Source organism: Halopseudomonas sp. SMJS2, assembly GCF_029866945.1.
Classification (GTDB): domain Bacteria; phylum Pseudomonadota; class Gammaproteobacteria; order Pseudomonadales; family Pseudomonadaceae; genus Halopseudomonas; species Halopseudomonas bauzanensis.
In genome coordinates this window covers 2,600,046-2,618,170 of sequence record NZ_CP123445.1, presented here as the reverse complement: position 1 = coordinate 2,618,170, position 18,125 = coordinate 2,600,046, and the positions used below count along the sequence as shown (strand labels likewise).

The 18,125-nt window shown below is 62.7% G+C and carries 15 protein-coding genes and 1 pseudogene; 12 read left to right on the top strand and 4 right to left on the bottom strand.

Going from position 1 to position 18,125, the window contains the following annotated elements; all coding sequences use genetic code 11:
- Position 1 precedes the first annotated feature (1 nt).
- The 4 genes from QAO71_RS12390 (at position 2) to QAO71_RS12375 (ending at position 5,801) form a co-directional block, all read left to right on the top strand.
- Complete coding sequence (locus tag QAO71_RS12390; RefSeq protein WP_280164561.1) at positions 2-1,036, top strand: ferredoxin--NADP reductase; 1,035 nt, start codon at positions 2-4, stop codon at positions 1,034-1,036.
- An 18-nt stretch (positions 1,037-1,054) separates the two neighbouring features.
- Positions 1,055-2,647 (top strand): FadD3 family acyl-CoA ligase, encoded by a 1,593-nt coding sequence (locus tag QAO71_RS12385; RefSeq protein ID WP_280164560.1) that lies wholly within the window; start codon positions 1,055-1,057, stop codon positions 2,645-2,647.
- Positions 2,648-2,755: 108 nt separating this feature from the next.
- Positions 2,756-4,408, top strand: coding sequence for a DUF1302 family protein (locus QAO71_RS12380; RefSeq protein ID WP_280164559.1), 1,653 nt, complete (start codon positions 2,756-2,758; stop codon positions 4,406-4,408).
- Positions 4,409-4,421: 13 nt separating this feature from the next.
- A complete protein-coding gene (locus tag QAO71_RS12375; protein WP_280164558.1) occupies positions 4,422-5,801 on the top strand; it encodes a DUF1329 domain-containing protein in 1,380 nt (459 codons plus the stop codon).
- Positions 5,802-5,891: 90 nt separating this feature from the next.
- Here QAO71_RS12375 and QAO71_RS12370 read toward each other — a convergent pair whose 3' ends face one another.
- Together QAO71_RS12370 and QAO71_RS12365 are read right to left on the bottom strand one after the other, a co-directional pair.
- Positions 5,892-6,641, bottom strand: coding sequence for an SDR family NAD(P)-dependent oxidoreductase (locus tag QAO71_RS12370; protein ID WP_280164557.1), 750 nt, complete (start codon positions 6,639-6,641; stop codon positions 5,892-5,894).
- An 18-nt stretch (positions 6,642-6,659) separates the two neighbouring features.
- The gene (locus tag QAO71_RS12365) at positions 6,660-7,445 is read right to left on the bottom strand and encodes an enoyl-CoA hydratase (protein WP_280164556.1); all 786 of its coding nucleotides are present in this window, start codon (positions 7,443-7,445) and stop codon (positions 6,660-6,662) included.
- A 141-nt stretch (positions 7,446-7,586) separates the two neighbouring features.
- Here QAO71_RS12365 and QAO71_RS12360 point away from each other — a divergent pair, with 141 nt between their 5' ends.
- The 8 genes from QAO71_RS12360 (at position 7,587) to QAO71_RS12325 (ending at position 14,878) form a co-directional block, all read left to right on the top strand.
- Positions 7,587-8,372, top strand: a complete 786-nt coding sequence (locus tag QAO71_RS12360; protein ID WP_280164555.1) for an SDR family oxidoreductase — start codon at positions 7,587-7,589, stop codon at positions 8,370-8,372.
- Between the two features lie 56 nt (positions 8,373-8,428).
- A complete protein-coding gene (locus QAO71_RS12355) occupies positions 8,429-9,409 on the top strand; it encodes an OB-fold domain-containing protein (protein ID WP_280164554.1) in 981 nt (326 codons plus the stop codon).
- A 13-nt stretch (positions 9,410-9,422) separates the two neighbouring features.
- Entirely contained in the window at positions 9,423-10,559 is a 1,137-nt protein-coding gene (locus tag QAO71_RS12350; protein ID WP_280164553.1) for an acyl-CoA dehydrogenase family protein, read from the top strand.
- Complete coding sequence (locus QAO71_RS12345) at positions 10,528-10,950, top strand: MaoC family dehydratase (RefSeq protein WP_280164552.1); 423 nt, start codon at positions 10,528-10,530, stop codon at positions 10,948-10,950. The genes QAO71_RS12350 and QAO71_RS12345 overlap by 32 nt, the downstream gene beginning before the upstream one ends.
- A 13-nt stretch (positions 10,951-10,963) precedes the next feature.
- Positions 10,964-12,142 (top strand): lipid-transfer protein, encoded by a 1,179-nt coding sequence (locus QAO71_RS12340; RefSeq protein WP_280164551.1) that lies wholly within the window; start codon positions 10,964-10,966, stop codon positions 12,140-12,142.
- 10 nt (positions 12,143-12,152) lie between these two features.
- Positions 12,153-13,319: an acyl-CoA dehydrogenase family protein gene (locus QAO71_RS12335; RefSeq protein ID WP_280164550.1), complete on the top strand. Its 1,167-nt coding sequence runs from the start codon at positions 12,153-12,155 to the stop codon at positions 13,317-13,319.
- Between the two features lie 187 nt (positions 13,320-13,506).
- Positions 13,507-14,385, top strand: a complete 879-nt coding sequence (locus tag QAO71_RS12330) for an SDR family NAD(P)-dependent oxidoreductase (protein WP_280164549.1) — start codon at positions 13,507-13,509, stop codon at positions 14,383-14,385.
- A 13-nt stretch (positions 14,386-14,398) separates the two neighbouring features.
- Positions 14,399-14,878 (top strand): nuclear transport factor 2 family protein, encoded by a 480-nt coding sequence (locus QAO71_RS12325; protein ID WP_280164548.1) that lies wholly within the window; start codon positions 14,399-14,401, stop codon positions 14,876-14,878.
- 117 nt (positions 14,879-14,995) lie between these two features.
- On the opposite strand, the gene fdxA is transcribed toward QAO71_RS12325, so the two are convergent.
- Together fdxA and mutS are read right to left on the bottom strand one after the other, a co-directional pair.
- Positions 14,996-15,319, bottom strand: coding sequence for a ferredoxin FdxA (gene fdxA / locus QAO71_RS12320; protein WP_280164547.1), 324 nt, complete (start codon positions 15,317-15,319; stop codon positions 14,996-14,998).
- A 143-nt stretch (positions 15,320-15,462) separates the two neighbouring features.
- A pseudogene (gene mutS, locus QAO71_RS12315) lies at positions 15,463-18,038 on the bottom strand (DNA mismatch repair protein MutS).
- Between the last annotated feature and the right edge of the window lie 87 nt (positions 18,039-18,125).

The window sequence follows — 18,125 nt, the reverse complement described above, 5'->3', positions numbered from 1 at the left end:
TATGACAACGCCCGACTATATCTCCCTGACGGTGGCTGCGGTCATCGCCGAGACCCATGACAGCTGCTCCTTCGAGTTCGCAGTGCCACCGGAACTGGCCGAGCGCTTCCAGTACCGGCCCGGGCAGTTCCTGACCCTGCGTATTCCCAGCGGAGACGACTGGTTGCCGCGCTGCTACTCCCTGTCCAGCTCACCCTATGCCAGGGAGAATCTGCGGGTCACGGTCAAGCGGGTGGAAGACGGGCGTGGCTCCAACTGGTTGTGCGACCAGGTCAAGCCCGGCGATCGACTGCAGGTGCTGGTGCCGGCCGGGGTATTCGTACCCAGGAGCCTGGACGGCGACTTCCTGCTGTTGGCCGGCGGCAGCGGTATCACGCCGGTGCTGTCTATCCTGCGTTCGGTCCTCAGCCAGGCCCAGGGCCGGGTGCGACTGGTGTATGCCAACCGTGATGAAAAATCGGTGATCTTCCAGGAGTTGCTGCTCGGCCTGGTGCGCGAGCACCCCGAACGGTTGCAGGTGGTGCACTGGCTGGGCAGCGTACAGGGCAATCCGAGCGTGCCGCAGCTGGCGCATCTGGCGGCCGGCTTCGAGCACGCCCAGGCGTTCATCTGCGGCCCGGCGCCGTTCATGGATGCCGGTGTCGAGGCGCTCAAGCGCGCTGGCTTGCCCAGCCAGGCCATCCATGTCGAGCGCTTCGTCTCACTGCCCAGCGAAAGCGAGCAGCCGGTACTGTCGGTGGTCGAGCATGCCGGCGCGGCGGCGACCCGGCTGACCGTGGAGCTGGATGGCAACACACATGAAATCGACTGTCAGCAGGGTGAAGTGCTGCTGGCGGCCATGCGCCGTGAGGGCCTGCCGGCTCCGCATTCCTGTCTGGTCGGCTCATGCGCCACGTGCATGTGCACCCTGGTCGAGGGTTCGGTGGATCTGCTGCACAACGAGGCGCTGGACCAGCAGGAGCTGAACGAGGGCTGGACCCTGGCCTGTCAGGCGGTAGCGACCAGCGCCAGTGTGCACCTGCGTTTCCCTGAATGAACAAGTGAGATTGAACTGATGGCCAGTGTTTTCCCGAGCTTTGAAGATCTGCCCGCGTCGATCCCGGCGCTGGTGCTGCGGGCCGCCGAGTTGCATGGGACGGCTGTGGCGCTGGAGGATGGTCGGCGACGCATCAGTTATGCCGATCTGCCACAGCATATGCTACAGGTGTCCCGGGCAATGACCGCCGCCGGCATCGTCAAGGGCGACCGTGTGGTGTTGTGGGCGCCCAACAGTATCGAATGGGTGCTGCTGGCGCTGGGGCTGCAGGCCGCTGGTGCGGTGCTGGTGCCGCTCAATACCCGCATGAAGGGGGCCGAGGCCGCCGATGTGGTGGAGCGCAGCGGCGCTCGACTGGCCTTGGTGCAGGGCAGCTTCCTCGGTACCGATTACCCGGCGCTGCTGGATGCCCATCGTCCCGCCACCCTGGAACGGATGGTGGTCATCGATGGCGAACCACAGCGCAGCGGAGATCAGCGGCTGGAGGAGTTTATCGCCGCGGGTGCAGCGGTTCCCCTGGAGCAGGCGCGCAGCCGTGCGTTGGCGATCCAGCCGAACGACCTGTCCGATCTGCTATTCACCTCCGGCACCACCGGCAAGTCCAAGGGCGTGATGTGTGCCCATGGGCAGTCCCTGCGTGCGTTCAACGAGTATGTGCGGGTCATCGGGCTGGTGCCCGGTGACCGCTACCTGATCGTCAATCCGTTCTTTCACTCCTTCGGCTACAAGGCCGGCTGGCTGACCTGTCTGTTGGGCGGTGCGACCATCCTGCCGCAGCCGGTATTCGACGCCGATGAGGTGTTTCGCCGGGTCGCCGAGGAGCGCGTCACCATCCTGCCGGGGCCGCCGACCCTGTACCTGTCGATGCTCGATCACCCCCGCCTTAGCAGCACTGATCTGTCCAGCCTGCGGGTGGCGGTGACCGGTGCCTCGACCATCCCGCCGGTGCTGATCCAACGCATCCGTGACGAGCTGGGTTGCAGTGTGGTGACCACCGCCTACGGTCTGACCGAGTGTGGTGGCCTGGCGACCATCTGCGACCCGCAGGACTCGGCGGAGGTGATCGCCGCCACCAGCGGCCGGCCGATCCCCGGGACCGAGATGGCGATACTTGATGCCCAGGGCCAGCCTGTGGCGCAGGGTGCCAATGGGGAAATTTGCCTGCGCGGCTTCCATATCATGCAGGGCTACTTCGGTGACCCAGAGGGCACTGCCGCTGCCATCGACGAGAAGGGTTGGCTGCATACCGGTGATATCGGCAGCCTGGACGAACAGGGCAACCTGCGCATTACCGGACGGCTGAAGGACATGTTCATCGTTGGCGGCTTCAATTGCTATCCGGCGGAAATAGAGGCTGCGCTCAGTGAGCATCCGGCCATCGCCCAGGTGGCGGTGCTGGGCGTGCCCGACGAGCGCATGGGCGAGGTGGGCTGTGCCTGCGTGGTGCTGCGCCAGGGCGAGATGCTGGATCAGGCGCAGGTGATTGCCTGGAGCAGGGAGCGCATGGCCAACTACAAGGTGCCGCGTCGGGTGGAGTTTTTCGAGCAACTGCCGACCAATGCCTCGAACAAGGTCGACAAGCTGGTGCTGGCCCGCGAACTGGCTGGCTGACAAAGGTGCCTGCATACTCTGTATGAGGTATGCGGGCAACTGTCGGCATTTCTGATACTGGCCATTCACCCACCGAGGGTGTGTGAATGACAACATCAGGAGCAGACAGTGAACAACAAAAGCAAAAAAACTGCGGGGCTGATGCTGCGGCATACGCCTCTGGCAGCAGCCATGCTGGCCGTGCTGGGTAGCCCGGCGGCCTTCGCCTTACCTTCGATCGAGTTCGATAACGGACTGGTCATCGACTCCCAGATCACCGCCAACTACACCTATTCGCTGCGTACCCGCAGTGCCGACAGTGAGTACCTGCAGAGCCTGAACAACGACGATGGCACTCGCAACTTCGACCGCTACGCGCCGATCAACAACCGGGTCAGCGTATTCGGTGAGATCATTGTCACCAAGGATAACTATGGTGCGGTAGTGCGTGGCAGCCATTTCTACGACGATGTGTACAAGAGCGACAATGACAACGATGCGGCCGACATGGTCAACCGTGTGGTCGCACAGCCCGGCGATCATCAGCGCTTCGTCAGCAAGACCCGCAACGACAGCGGCAGCCGCTTCCAGTTGCTGGATGCCTATGTCTACGGCAACTGGCCGATCGGCGATGACCAGTACCTGTCGCTGAATGCCGGTCGGCATCTGGTGGCCTGGGGCGAGAGCCTGTTCTGGCCGAACATCAGCCAGGGCCAGGCGCCGGTAGACGCGACCAAGTTCAACGTGCCGGGTACCGAGGCCAAGGATGCCTATCTGCCGGTCAACCAGCTGTCCTTTAGTTGGGCATTGAACGACCGTCTGGCCTTCACCGGCTTCTACCAGCTGGAGTGGGAAAAGACCCGACTCAACCCGGTGGGTGATTTCTTCAGTACCACTGATTTCTTTGGCCCTGGTGCACAGTTCATGCGCTTTGCGCCTGGAGTGATCAGCAATCTGCCCGATGGTGCCGTAGTCGCCAGCGCAGGCGACCGAGATCCTCGTGATTCGGGTCAATGGGGTCTGGGAGTGCGCTGGAATATCGACTTCAATACTGAGGTCGGACTCTACCACTATCGTTACCACGACCGCGTTGCTTCCATGTTCCTGGATATGACCGGTAACAGTCGCTATTCCTCGCTGGGCAGCATCGACAAGCTGGACGCCGCGGGGCCGGTAATCAAATTCGGTTACTTCGAGGATATCAAGCTGACCGGTCTGAGCCTGAGCTCCAAGGTCGGTGACGTGCAGCTGGGTTCGGACATCAGCCTGCGTCAGGACGCTCCGGTCATGGTGGCCAGTGGGGCGCCCACCACGGGTGAGCTGCTGATGGCCAGCGCCAACTTCATGTACATGCTGGGGCCGAACAGCCTTGCCAGCCAGACCACGTTGATGGGTGAGCTGGTCAATCAACATATTCTCGATGCGGACACCCTGTCGGTGACCGCTGGCGGCATCACCACGACCGACGACGACTACGTCTTCGACGGCCAGACCCGCTCCAGTACCCTGCTGGGTCTGGGTGTCATTCTGGATTACCCGAGCATCTTTACCGGTTGGGACCTGAGCCTGTCCGGCACCTGGCAGCAGAATCTCGACGGCAGTGCCTATCAGGGCCTGGGCCGGGGCGAGAAGACTCTGACCCTGGGGGCGGACTTTGCCTACCTGGGCAACTTCGAGGTGGGCGCCACCTGGGTCAACTACCTGTCATCCCCCGATATTGACAAGGGGCGAGTCATGGCCGACCGCGACTATCTGTCGTTCAACGTCAAATACACTTTCTGAGGAGCATGCCGCAATGCACAAGATCAAACCTGTCACGGGTGCCTTTATCATCGCTCAGGGGCTGTTGCTGGCCGGTCTGGCCCAGGCTGCCGCCACGCCCGAGGAAATCGCCCGGCTGGGCAACGACCTGACCTGCGTCGGTGCCGAGAAAGCCGGCAACGCCGATGGCAGCATCACCGCCTGGACCGGCAAGTGGCTGGGCGCGCCGGATGGCATGGAACTCAACACCACGGGTGCGCACCCGCAGAATCCCTATGCCGATGACAAACCGCTGTTCGTCATCACCGCCGCCAACATGGCCGAGCATGCCGATCGCCTGTCGGCGGGGCAGAAGGCGTTGTTCGAAACCTACCCCGATACCTTCCGTATCCCGGTGTATGAAACCCGGCGCGACTTCCGCTTCGCCGACACCGTCTGCCAGGCCACGCTGGAAAACGCCAAGTCCGCTCGCATCGTCAGTGACGGCGAAGGGGTGGAAGGCACTACCGGCGGCATCCTGTTCCCGTTCCCGAAAACCGGCCTGGAGCTGATGTGGACCTCGTCGTTCTTCACCTTCCGGCCCTGGACCGAAGAATATATCTCGGATAACGCCTACGTGCTGAACAATGGCCGCATCAACTGGGGCCGCGTGCATTCGCGCAACCTGGCACCGCCGCTGCAACCCGGCAAGATAGGTACCACCACGGGGCAATCCTCGTTCTACCTGAACGAGACCCTGCTGCCGCAGCGTGATCGTGGCGAGGTCAATACCGGTATGGAGTTCTTCGACCATGCCAAGGAGCCGCGCCAGAGCTGGCGCTACGATCCGGGCACGCGCCGGGTTCGCCAGTCGCCGGAATACGGCTACGACATGCAGTTCCCCGGTTCCGGTGGTTCGATCACGGTGGACGAGGTGCGTATCTTCAACGGCTCCGGCCAGCGCTACAACTGGAGCATCGTCGGCAAGCAGGAGATGTACATTCCCTCCAATGCCTACACGATCCATTCACCGGACCTCACCTACAGCGAACTGCTGCCGCCGGGCCACGTCAACCCCGAGCATATGCGCTATGAGTTGAGGCGGGTGTGGGTGCTGGAGGCCAACATCAAGGACAACTATCGTCACCTGTACACCAAGCGGCACATGTACGTGGATGAGGACAGCTGGCTGATGATCATGGGTGACAACTACGATGCCCGTGGCGGCCTGTGGCGCACCTCGATGGTCAACTACTACTATGCGCCGGAAGCGCAGACCTGGCAGGCCGGCGTAGGCCTGTACCATGACCTGCAGGCGCGCAGCTACCTGGCGTTCAACCTGGTCAACGAGCAGCCCAAGGGCTATACCCTCAACCAGGGCGGCCTGTCGCCCCGTGACTTCGGTCCGGAGGCAGCACGCCGAGCCGGCCGCTGAGCAAGGCTGGCCAGCGTCGGCACCATGAAGCCCACAAAAAAATCCCGCTTCAATTGCTTGAGGCGGGATTTTTCCATGCGGACATTCGTCTTAAGCAGTCAGGCTGCCACCATTGAGCGGCAGCACCTGGCCGGTAACCCAGCTCGCCTCGCGGGAAGCGAAGTAGGCCACGCCGGCACCGACATCCTGCGGTGAGCCGGCACGCGGCACGAAGCAGGTCTTCTTCGCCAGTTCCTCGGAGTCCCAGTTGTTCATGGTGCCCAGCGACAGGGCGTTGACGGTGATGCCCTTGCGTCCGGTTTCTGCCGCCAGGTGGCGGATAAAACCAACCGCACCGGCCTTGGAGGCTGCATAGGCGGCGATGCCCATCGGCAGGCCGGCGCGCCAGGATTCCGAGGTGATGGCGATGATGCGCCCGTAACCGCGTTCGATCATGCCCGGCACTATGCAATGGCAGGCGTTCATCAGGCCGAACATGTTCAGATTGACGAAGCGCTCCCAGTCCTCGCGGGATGACTCGATGAATTTGCAGTAGCCCATGCCATCTACGGGTACGCCGGCATTGGAGACGAAGATGTCCAGGCGGCCAAGCTGGGCTTCGATGTTCCTGACCATTTCCTGCACCGCTTCGTAATTGGTCACGTCGGCGGGTGCGGCGACGGCCTTGAGACCCTGCTCGGTCAATTGCCGTACCGCGGCTTCGGCCCGTTCGGGGTAGAAGTCGTTGATCGCCACGGTAGTGCCCAGCCGTGCCAGGGTCTCGGCGATGCCCAGGCCCATACCGCGGCCAGCACCGGTCACCAGGGCTACTTGTCCTTCAAGGGAAAACAGTTCGCTCATTTGTGCCTCTTCCTGTTGTCAATTGCCGTTGAACTGCGGGCGGCGTTTTTCGATAAAGGCCTGCATGCCTTCCTTCTGGTCGCGGGAGGCGAAGAGCAGGGCGTTGGCCTTGCGTTCCAACGCCAGGGCGGCCTCCAGTGAGGCGTCCATACCGGCGAGGATCACTTCCTTGATCTGCTCGGCCGCCAGTGGCGGCATCTCGGCGATCAAGCGGGCCTGTTCCAGCGCGACGTCCTGCACCTGGTCGTCATCCACCAACTCGCTGACCAGCCCGGCGATATATGCCTGCTCGGCGCTGATCGGCTTGCCGGTCAATGCCATCTGCATGGCCTTGGCCTTGCCGACGGCACGAACCAGACGCTGGGTGCCGCCGATGCCGGGCATGATGCCGATGCGGATTTCCGGTTGGGAAAAACGCGCACTGCGCCCGGCAATGATGATGTCGGCATGCATCGCCAGCTCGCAGCCGCCGCCGTAGGCATAACCGCACACCGCAGCGATCACCGGCTTGGGGCAGTGTTGGATCGGTGCCCAGGTGCGCTCGGTATGCCGCTGGTAGATATCGATGGCGCCAACCCCGGCCATGCTGGAAATGTCGCCGCCAGCGGCGAACACCTTGTCGCCACCGGTGAGGATGATGCAGCGGATCTGCGGGTCGGCGGCCAGTTGGCTGAAATGGTCGGCCAGCAGGGCCTGCAATTCGAGGCTGAGGGCGTTGGTCACTGTAGGCCGGTTCAGGGTAAGCCTGGCGACGCCCGGAGCGGGTAGATCAAGCAGGACGCAGGGGGAATCCGATGAAGACATGCTGGGCCTTTGAATGCAGAGGAATGGGAGTTGGCTTCGATTGTTGGGTTGGCGCTGCTGTGCTTCATCGTCCGTTCAGACGAAGTGGCATGGATGGCTGCGCAATAGAGTGATGCCATGACATCAAATGAGGGGTGGTGTATGCAGTTTCCCAGCCAACTGGATTACCGTGGAAAGGTAGTGCTTGTCACTGGCGGCACCAAGGGTATCGGTGCCGGTATCGCCAGTGCCTATCTGGCGGCCGGGGCCGAGGTGTTCGTCTGTGGTCGCCAGCAGCCCGAGCAGTTGCCCGAGGCCGATGGTCGCCAGGCGCAGTTCCTGGCCGCCGACGTCCGCGATGTGGAAGCCACCGCAGCGGTATTCGAGCGTATCCGTGAGCTGAGCGGCCGGCTCGATGTATTGGTCAACAATGCCGGTGGCAGTCCCCATGCCGACGCTGCCACCGCCTCGCCGCGTTTCAGTGAAAGCATTATCCGCCTGAATCTGCTGGCACCGCTGAACATTGCCCAGCAGGCCAACCAGTTGATGCAGCAACAGGCCGGGGGTGGCGTGATCATCTTCATTGGTTCGGTCAGCGCCTCGCGTCCGTCGCCCGGGACCGCCGCCTATGGTGCGGCCAAGGCTGGCATCGTCGCGCTGGCCAGCTCACTGGCGGTGGAATGGGGACCGAAGGTCAGAGTGCTGACTGTCAGCCCGGGGCTGATCCGCACAGAGCAATCCCATCTGCATTATGGCGACGAGGCCGGCATTGCCGCGGTCGGCGCGGGTATTCCCGCTGGCCGCATGGGAGAGCCGGAGGATATCGCCAATGCCTGTCTGTATGCCGCCTCGCCAATGGCGGCCTATTTCAGCGGTACCAACCTGCTATTGCACGGTGGCGGTGAACGGCCAGCATTCCTGGCTGCCTCTACTGCCGGCAAGGCGTGACCCAACCCGACGCAGCCGGTGGCGGCGGCGTCCAATAGAACGATCAGGAGACGAACTTGGCTGAACAAGAATTGGTAGACAAGATACAGGCCATGGTCGGACGCGAGTACGGCCGCGTCTACGCCTGGGATCGGGTGAACGCGCCCATGATCCGGCAGTGGTGCGAGATCATGGGTATCCAGAATCCGCTGTATACCGACCCGGCATTCGCCCGCGCCCAGGGCCATGCGGATGTGGTTGCGCCGCCCGGCATGCTGCAGGTGTGGGGCATGGGGGGGCTGGATCAGGAGAACTTCCCGGAGGGCTCCAGCAAGGAGAACAACTTCGAGGTGCTCAAGGTCATTGAGCCCTACGGTTATCCGGCGGTGGTGGCGGTCAACTCCGACCTGCACTTCGACCGCCCGGTGATTGCCGGGGAGCGCCTGTACTTCTCCAGCAAGCTGGACAGCATCAGCGAGGAGAAGACTACCCCGCTGGGTACCGGCTTCTTCGTCACTGTGCTGATGACCTATTTCTCCCAGGGCGAGAACGGCGCTGCCGATGAAGAGGTGGGTCGCCAGCTGTTCCGCGTTTTCAAGTTCAGGCCGGCCCAGCGCCCCGAGGCCGCCAAACCTGCGGACAAGAAAGCGGAAGCGCCCAAGGCCAAGCGCCCCCTGCCGGGCAAGAGCGACGATACCCGTTTCTTCTGGGAAGGTTGCGAGTCCGGCAAGCTGCTGATCCAGCGCTGCACCGACTGCCAGACCCTGCGCCATCCACCGGCGCCGGTATGCATCAAATGCCACAGCTTCGAGTGGGACACGCTGGAGGCCAGCGGTAAGGCCAGCCTGTATTCCTTTGTGGTCATGCATTACCCGGAAGTCCCGCCATTCGACTACCCCAACCCGATCGGCCTGATCGAACTGGATGAGGGCGTGCGCCTGATCGCCGGTTTGGTGGGCGTGGAGCCGGATCAGTTGCAGATTGGCCAGCGCCTGCAGGTGGAGTTCCAGCGTTTCGACGACCGGCAGACCCTGCCGCAATTCCGCCCGGTGGGCTGACAGGAGGCGTGCCATGGACTTTTCATTGAGCGACGACCAGCGCGCCATCGCCGAGATGGCCGACAGCGTGTTCCGCGACTACTGCACCGATGAGCGCATGCGCGAATTCGACCTGGATGAGCAGCCGTTCATGCTGCCCTTGTGGCAGACCTGTATCGATACGGGTCTGCATGCGCTGGCGATTCCGGAGGCCTTCGGTGGTAGCGGCATGGGTATTACCGACCTGTATTGCGTGCTCAGGGCCCAGGGTGTCGGTCTTGGCCAGGTGCCGCTGTGGCAGCACCAGTTGGCTGCTACCTGCCTGATCGAATATGCCGCGGACAGCCAGCGTGAGTTGATCGAACAGGCTGCCGCCGGCGAGGCGCTGTTGAGCCTGTCGTTGCAGGGCCTGGCGGCCAGTCGGGGAGTGAAGCTGCAAGTGGTGCAACAGGGTGGTGGCCTGTTGTTGCAGGGTCAGGCCAGTGCGGTGGATATCGCCGCCCAGGCCGATCGACTGCTGTTGGTCGCCGACAGCGCCGATGGCCCGTGCCTGGTGCTGCTCGACCCGCGCAGCGAAGGTGTCGAGCTGTTGCCGGGCATCGCCAATCACGGTCTGGCCGTGGCGGATGTGCGTTGTGCCAATGTGCTGCTCGATGCGGCCCAGGTATTGCCTGCGGCGGCAGTGCGCTGGCTGGAGCAGCGAGCCATTGCCGCGGTGGCGGCGGTGCAACTGGGCGTCAGTGAGGAACAGCTGCGACGGACCGTCGAGTACGTCAACCAGCGCGAGCAGTTCGGCCGGGCTATCGGTACCTTCCAGGCGGTGCAGATGAGCATGGCTGACTGCCATATCGCCATCGAGGGCCTGCGGACCTCCCTGTATCAGTTGTGCTACCGGTTGGACGCTGGTCTGCCCAGCGATTCCGAAGCCTTCGCCACCCGCTACCTGGGTACCGAGGCGGCACACCTGATCGGTCACAAGACCCAGCATGTGCATGGTGGTATCGGCGTTGACCTGACCTATCCGATTCACCGTTTTCTCTATTGGAGCCGCTACCTGAGCCTGGTGCTGGGCGGTTCCGCTGCCACTCTCGAGCGTCTCGGTGACTGGTTGGCCAACAATGACAAGCTTGGATGGAAATATGACCTCGATGAAAACAAGAACCTTTGCTGAAACCAGCCTCGGCGAGCAACTGCCCGAGCTGTCGATTCCGGTCACCGTGACCCTGATCAACGGCGGCGCCATCGCCACCCGCGACTACTTCCCCGGTCACCATGACGTCGAAGCGGCCCGGGAGCTGGGCTCGCCGCACATCTTCATGAATATCCTCACCACCACCGCGCTGGTGCAGCGGTTCATCGAGGGCTGGGCCGGACCACTGGCCAGCTTCGGCGATATCCGCATCAAGCTGGGTGTGCCCAACTATCCCGGCGACACCATGACCTTCAGCGGCGAGGTGACTGAGCGGGACGAGGCCACGCGGTCGGTCGTAATCAGCCTCAAGGGCAAGAATTCCATGGGCAACCACGCGGCCGGTACGGTCAGCCTGGTTCTGCCCGCATAACGGAGACGCACAGATGAATGATGCATTGCTTTCCGGCAAGGCAGCGATTGCCGGCCTGGGTGCCACCGAGTTTTCCAAGAATTCCGGTCGTACCGAGTTGCGTCTGGCGATGGAAGCGACCCTGGCGGCGCTGGCCGATGCCGGTATCGATCCCAAGGATGTAGACGGTTTCAGCTCCTATTCCGTGGACAAGGTGCCGGAGTACGAGATCGCCCGATTGCTCGGCTGCGAGCAGGTCAAGTTCTTCTCTCAGGTACCGCATGGCGGTGGCGCCGCCTGCGGCCCGGTGATGCACGCGGCGATGGCGGTGGCCACTGGGGTGGCGAAAACCGTGGTGGTGTACCGGGCGATGAACGAGCGCTCCTGGTATCGCTTCGGTACCGGTAGCTATGGCTTCGGCGATACGCCTTTGTTCGACAACGTCAACTACGGTTGGTACATGCCCCACGGCTTCCATACCCCGGCCTCCTGGGTCGGCATGTTCGCCCGCCGCTATATGCACACCTACGGCGCCACCACCGAGGACTTCGGCCGTATCGCCGTGGCCGTGCGCGACTTTGCCGCGACCAACCCGGCGGCGTTCTTCTACGGCAAGCCGATCACCCTGGAAGACCACCAGAATTCGCGTTGGATCTGTGACCCGCTGCGCCTGCTGGATTGCTGCCAGGAGTCCGACGGCGCGGTGGCCATGGTCATCACCTCGGTCGAACGGGCGCGTGATCTCAAGCAGAAGCCGGTGATCATCAAGGGCGCCTCCCAGGGTATCGCCGACGGCCAGCAGAGCATGACGTCCTTCTACCGTGACGACATCACCGGCCTGCCGGAGATGGGTGTGGTGGCCAGGGAGATCTATCGTCAGTCGGGCCTGGGTCCGGATGCGATCCAGACTGCGGTGATCTATGACCACTTCACTCCCTTCGTACTGCCGCAGTTGGAGGAGTTCGGCTTTTGCGACCGCGGCGAGGCCAAGGAATTCATTCGTGCCGGGCACCATGCACGGGGCGGGCGCCTGCCGATCAACACCCACGGCGGGCAGCTGGGCGAGGCCTATATCCACGGCATGAACGGTATCGCCGAAGGCGTGCGGCAGGTGCGCGGTAGTTCGGTGAACCAGGTAGACAATGTGGAAAACGTACTGGTTACCGCTGGCACCGGCGTACCGACCAGTGGCCTGATTCTGGGCGTGGCCTGAGGAGCAGCTTATGTATGTCGATCTGACTGCGGAACAGAAGAAGCTGCGCCTGGAGGTGCGGGACTATTTCAACAACCTGATGAGCGATGAGCTGCGCTGTGAACTGCGCGGTTCGGAGGGCTCCGACTCGGCCAACCAACTGGTGCGGCAGATGGGCAGGGACGGCTGGCTGGCGGTCGGCTGGCCGAAGGAATACGGCGGCCAGGGCTACGGCCCGACCGAGCAGTTGATCTTCTTCGAGGAAGCCAACATCGCCGGCGCGCCGTTGCCGTTCGTGACCATCAGCACCGTTGGTCCGGCATTGATGCAGCATGGCTCGGCGGAACAGAAGGAGACCTTCCTGCCGGGGATTGCCGCTGGGGAAATCAACTTCGCCATCGGCTACTCCGAGCCGGGGGCCGGTTCCGACCTGGCCACGCTGAAAACCACGGCGCGGGTCGAGGAAAATGGCTTCGTGGTCAACGGCAACAAGCTGTGGACCTCCGGCGCCCATTCCGCCGACTACATCTGGCTGGCGGCACGTACCAATCCGGAGGAGGCCCGGCACAAGGGCATCTCCATCCTGATTGTCGATACCAAGGCCGAGGGTTTCTCCAATACCTTGATCCCGACCTGTAGCAACCCGACCGCAGCCACCTACTACGACAATGTGTTCGTGCCGAGCAATCGTCTGGTCGGTGAGTTGAACAAGGGCTGGCAGCTGGTTACCGCCCAGCTCAACCATGAGCGTCTGGGCCTGGGTTCCTGGTCGGATCGGGTAGTGGGTATCTTCCGCAAGGTCTATCTGTGGGCCAGAGCGGAGGATGAGCAGGGCCGCCGTGCGACCGATCAGCCCTGGGTACGCAGCCTGCTGGCCGAGTGCTATGCGCGGATCGACGCCATGCGTCTGATCAACTTCCGCATCGCCGCGGATCTGGATCAGGGGCGCATGGACGTGGCACTGGCCTCGACCACCAAGGTGTATGGGTCAGAGACGGTGGTGGATATCCTGCGCAAGCTCAGTGAAGTGGTCGGTGCCAATGGTCTCGTGCGCGAGGGCAGTGCTGCGGCCTTCCTGCTCGGTGAGCTGGAGTACGACGTACGCGCCTGCGTGACCCTGACCTTCGGCGGTGGTACCAACGAGATCCAGCGCGAGCTTATTGCCCAGTTCGGGTTGGGCATGCCGCGTTCGCGTTGAGCTGGTCAAGGCCGTGATAGAACCGGTGGTGATCCACCGGTTTTTTTATACCTGATAAATAGTGCGAACAGCCGCTGGGGTGCTCCATTGCGACCACGAGCTTGCAGGCTGTCGTCCGAGCAGACGATGTGGCCGGCGCCCCCAGGTCTTAAAAAGGAAACTGGATAAATTTTCCTGGAGCGGAGTCATGTCTGAACAACCTGCAATTGCGGTGGTAACCGGAGCCAGTCGCGGCGTGGGGCGAGGAATCGCCGTGGCATTGGGCTTTGCCGGCATGACCGTGTATGTGACCGGCCGTACCCTCAGTGGCCAGGGGCAGGAAGAGGTCAACGGCCAACTGCTGGGTGGTAGCCTGGAAGAGACCGTGCAGTTGATCAATCGCGCCGGAGGCCGCGGCATCGCGGTGGCCTGCGACCATGCGGACGACGCCCAGGTCGCCAGCCTGTTCGGGCGGGTACAGCGGGAGCAGGGGCGGCTCGATCTGCTGGTCAACAATGCCACCTTCCTGCATTCCCAACTGGTCGCGCCTGGACCCTTCTGGACCAAGCCGCTGGACATGGTGGAGATGCTCAATGTGGGGCTGCGCTCGGCCTATGTGGCCAGTTACCACGCCGTCCCGCTGCTACTTGCGGCATCCCGCGGGCTGATTGTCTTTATTTCGTCCTACGGCGCCAACTGCTATATGCACGGCCCCGCCTATGGTGCGCAGAAGGCCGGTTGCGACAAGCTCGCTGCCGACATGGCGGTGGACCTGGAGGGCACCGGTGTTGCGGCCCTGTCCCTGTGGCTGGGTTTGCAGCACACCGAGCGCAGCGCCCTGGTCGGCGCCGCCAGTGGCGTGGATTACTCGGCCTTCCTGGCTCAGGCTGAAACCCCTGAATTCAATGGGCGGGTCATCCACGCCTTGCTGAATGATCCCGAACTGGAACAACTCAGTGGCCAGACCCTGATCAGTGCCGAGCAGGCGCTGCGCTACGGGATTATCGATAGCGAGGGTCGCCAGCCAGCATCGCTGCGCCACCAGCTGGGCGCGCCGGTACCGACGCACCCGGCCCGGGTAGGATGAAGGAGACATCACGATGCAAGTGACAAGTCGGATGACGCTGGAGCAGCGTCTCTACCAGCTCGAAGCCCTGGAGCAGATCCGCCAGCTGAAATATCGATACCTGAATGCCTGTGACCTGAAGCAGACAGAGGTGATCCGCGACTGTTTCGCGCCGGGGCCGATTCGAATCGATTACGGGGATCTGGGCGTGTTCCATGACCGCGACGACTTCCTCGCACTGTACACCCGGCTGGCCTGTCGGCCGGAGGTTGTCGATCTGCATCATGGCAGCAATCCAGAGCTGGTCCTCGAATCGGCGACCGAGGCGCGCGGTCGCTGGGCGCTGTTCTATTTCAACTTGAACCCGCAAACGGGCATCACCCGCCAGCTGGGTGGGTTCTATGAAGACCGTTACCGCTTGACCGAGGCCGGCTGGCGCATCGTCGACACCTGCTCATGTATTCATTCTGTGGTAAATGGGCTCAGCCTTGACGGAGAGTCTACCCATGGATGAGACCGGCTGCGCTCTATAGCCAGCGGCGTCTGGGGTTCAGGTTGAGTGAATGGCGGGCACAAAAAAGGCTGACTTAAATAAAAGTCAGCCTTTTTTACGCCGAGCAGGGCGCTGGTATCAGCGCTCCAGATGCTCCAGCTTGTCCGCCACACCATCCCACTCTTCCGCGTCGGGCAGGGCGTCCTTCTTCTCGGTGATATTCGGCCACACGTCGGCCAGTTCGGCGTTCAGCTCGATGAAGGCCTGCTGATTCTCCGGCACCTCATCTTCGGCAAAAATCGCGTTGGCCGGGCACTCTGGCTCGCACAGGGCGCAATCGATGCACTCATCGGGATGAATGACCAGGAAGTTCGGACCTTCGTAGAAACAGTCGACAGGACATACCTCAACGCAATCGGTGTACTTGCATTTGATGCAGTTGTCGGTCACAACAAAGGTCATGGTAGGTCTCCCAAAAGGCGTGCCAAAAGATGGCGCGTATTCTAGCAGCAAATTTCCCGGTGGGGCACTTCGCTGGATGTTTTTTACCCGCTTGCGTCATTTGGCTGCAGCTTTAATGATAATGGCTATCATTTGTCGCTATTTCAGCCCAACTCCGTCTTCCACTGATACAGCAGCTCGAGTGCCTGGCGCGGACTCAATTCGTCCGGTTTGAGGCGCTGGAGAGCCTCCACCAGCGGATGCGGCGCCGCGGCGAACAGATCATTCTGAAGCGGCATGCTGTCCCGTACCGATCCGCTCGCCGTCTGGTGCAGGCTCTGCTGTTCCAGGTCCGCCAGATGCTGCCGCGCCCGGTCGATCACCGGGCGCGGTACGCCGGCCAGTTGAGCTACCTGCAAGCCGTAGCTCTGGCTCGCCGGGCCCGCAGAACGGTATGCAAGAACACGATGCGCTCGTTGTGTTCAGTGGCGTTCAGATGCACGTTGGCGACCCCCGGATCGCTATCGGCCAGCGCGGTCAGTTCGAAGTAATGGGTGGCGAACAGGGTGAATGCCCGCACCTGAGCGAGGTATTCGGCGGCGGACCAGGCCAGCGACAGGCCATCGAAGGTGCTGGTGCCGCGGCCCACCTCGTCCATCAGCACCAGGCTGCAGTCAGTGGCGTTATGCAGGATATTGGCCGTTTCGCTCATCTCGACCATGAAGGTCGAGCGGCCACCGGCCAGATCATCGCTGGAGCCGATGCGGGTGAAGATGCGATCGACTGGCGACAGCTCAACTTTCGCCGCCGGTACAAAGGCGCCGATATGAGCCAGCAGTACGATCAATGCCGTCTGGCGCATATAGGTGGATTTACCACCCATGTTGGGGCCGGTGATGACCAGCATGCGGGTATCGGCGGTGAGTTGCAGGTCATTGGCCACGAAGGGGCCGTCGAGCACCTTTTCCACCACCGGGTGGCGGCCCTGTTCGATGCACAGCTGGCTGCTGCCGGGCACGAAGGTCGGTCGGCAGTAATCCAGGCTGGCGGCGCGCTCCGCCAGGCAGGTCAGCACATCCAGCTCGGCCAGGCTGGCGGCGCTGTCCTGCAGGTGGGCCAGATCATCATTCAGGCGATCAAGCAGTTCATCGTACAGCTGCTTTTCCCGGGCCAGGGCACGGCTGCGGGCCGACAGGGCCTTGTCTTCGAACTCCTTGAGTTCGGGGGTGATGAAACGCTCGGCGCCCTTGAGCGTCTGCCGGCGGATATAGTCGGCCGGGGCCTCGGCCGACTGGCCGCGGGACAGCTCGATGAAATAGCCATGCACGCGGTTGTAGCCGACCTTGAGGGTGGACAGGCCGGTGCGCTCGCGCTCGCGGGTTTCCAGGTCGATCAGGTACTGACCGGCGTTCTCGCTGATGTTCTGCAGTTCATCCAGTTCGCTGTCATAACCGGTCTTGATCACGCCACCATCGCGGATTACCGCCGGCGGGTTGTCGATGATCGCCCGCTGCAGCAGCTCGGCAAGTTCCGGATAGGTAGATACGATCCTCGCCAGCTGCCCTATGTGCGGGGTGGCTACCGGCTCCAGCGTGGCCTGTAGCTCCGGCAGGGTGGCCAGTGCATCGCGCAGACGCGCCAAGTCCCGCGGACGGGCCGAGCGCAGGGCGACGCGGGCGAGAATGCGCTCGATATCACCAATGCCCTTGAGCACCGGGTGAATGGTCTCGTAATGGTAGCCATCGATCAGCCCGGCAATACTGTCCTGGCGCGCCTGCAGCACTGCCATGTCGCGCAGCGGGCGGTTCAGCCAGCGGGCCAGCAGACGGCTGCCCATGGCGGTGGCGCTGTGGTCCAGCACATCGAGCAGGGTGTTGTCGCGGCTGCCGCCCAGGTTGCAATCAATCTCCAGATTGCGGCGGCTGGCGCTGTCGATCACGACGCTGTCCTCGAAGCGCTCCTGGGTAATGCTGCGCAGGTGCGGCAGGGCGGTGCGCTGGGTTTCCTTGGCGTAGCAAAGCAGTGCACCGGCAGCGCCGAGGCCCAGGGTCAGGTCGGCGCAACCGAAACCGACCAGATCCTTGGTGGCGAACTGCTGGGTCAGGGTCTTGAAGGCGCTGTCCTGGTCGAATTCCCAGGGCGCGCGGCGGCGCACCGAGCGGCGCCGCTCGATCGGCGTATTGGCTTCCCAGTCGTCGGGAATCAGCAGTTCCGCCGGCGCCAGGCGCTCCAGTTCGCCGAGCAGCGTTTCCCAGCCGCCCAGTTCCATGGCGGTGAAGCGGCCACTGTTGATATCCAGGGTGGCCAGGCCGAAACGTCGCTCGTTGCCCACCAGCGCGGCTAGCAGATTGTCGCGGCGCTCATCCAGCAATGCTTCGTCGCTTACGGTACCGGGAGTGAGGATGCGCACCACCTGCCGCTCGACCGGCCCCTTGCTGGTAGCCGGGTCGCCGATCTGCTCACAGATGACCACCGACTCACCGAGCTTGACCAGCTTGGCCAGATAGCCTTCGGCGGCGTGAAAGGGAATGCCGGCCATAGGGATCGGCTGGCCGGCGGAATTACCCCTGGCGGTGAGGGTGATATCCAGCAGCCGCGCGGCTTTTTTCGCGTCATCGTGGAACAACTCGTAGAAATCACCCATCCGATAGAACAGCAACTGATCGGGATGCTGCTGCTTTATGCCAAAGTACTGCTGCATCATCGGCGTGTGGGTAACGGATTTCTCGGCGCGGCTCATGAAGGTCCCTGATCGATAGTTCTGCAAGAAAAGGGCATAGTCTAACAAACGGTGCCGTCTTTTAAGCGTAAGAATGAGGAGCATGCG

Excerpts from the sequence above, each read along its gene's own strand:
- QAO71_RS12385 (WP_280164560.1), top strand. The coding sequence starts at position 1,055 with ATGGCCAGTGTTTTCCCGAGCTTTGAAGATCTGCCCGCGTCGATCCCG.
- QAO71_RS12340 (WP_280164551.1), top strand. The coding sequence starts at position 10,964 with ATGAATGATGCATTGCTTTCCGGCAAGGCAGCGATTGCCGGCCTGGGT.
- QAO71_RS12325 (WP_280164548.1), top strand. The coding sequence starts at position 14,399 with ATGCAAGTGACAAGTCGGATGACGCTGGAGCAGCGTCTCTACCAGCTC.
- QAO71_RS12390 (WP_280164561.1), top strand. The coding sequence starts at position 2 with ATGACAACGCCCGACTATATCTCCCTGACGGTGGCTGCGGTCATCGCC.
- QAO71_RS12365 (WP_280164556.1), bottom strand. The coding sequence starts at position 7,445 with ATGTCTTCATCGGATTCCCCCTGCGTCCTGCTTGATCTACCCGCTCCG.
- QAO71_RS12350 (WP_280164553.1), top strand. The coding sequence starts at position 9,423 with ATGGACTTTTCATTGAGCGACGACCAGCGCGCCATCGCCGAGATGGCC.
- QAO71_RS12345 (WP_280164552.1), top strand. The coding sequence starts at position 10,528 with ATGACCTCGATGAAAACAAGAACCTTTGCTGAAACCAGCCTCGGCGAG.
- QAO71_RS12335 (WP_280164550.1), top strand. The coding sequence starts at position 12,153 with ATGTATGTCGATCTGACTGCGGAACAGAAGAAGCTGCGCCTGGAGGTG.
- fdxA (WP_280164547.1), bottom strand. The coding sequence starts at position 15,319 with ATGACCTTTGTTGTGACCGACAACTGCATCAAATGCAAGTACACCGAT.
- QAO71_RS12375 (WP_280164558.1), top strand. The coding sequence starts at position 4,422 with ATGCACAAGATCAAACCTGTCACGGGTGCCTTTATCATCGCTCAGGGG.
- QAO71_RS12330 (WP_280164549.1), top strand. The coding sequence starts at position 13,507 with ATGTCTGAACAACCTGCAATTGCGGTGGTAACCGGAGCCAGTCGCGGC.
- QAO71_RS12360 (WP_280164555.1), top strand. The coding sequence starts at position 7,587 with ATGCAGTTTCCCAGCCAACTGGATTACCGTGGAAAGGTAGTGCTTGTC.
- QAO71_RS12370 (WP_280164557.1), bottom strand. The coding sequence starts at position 6,641 with ATGAGCGAACTGTTTTCCCTTGAAGGACAAGTAGCCCTGGTGACCGGT.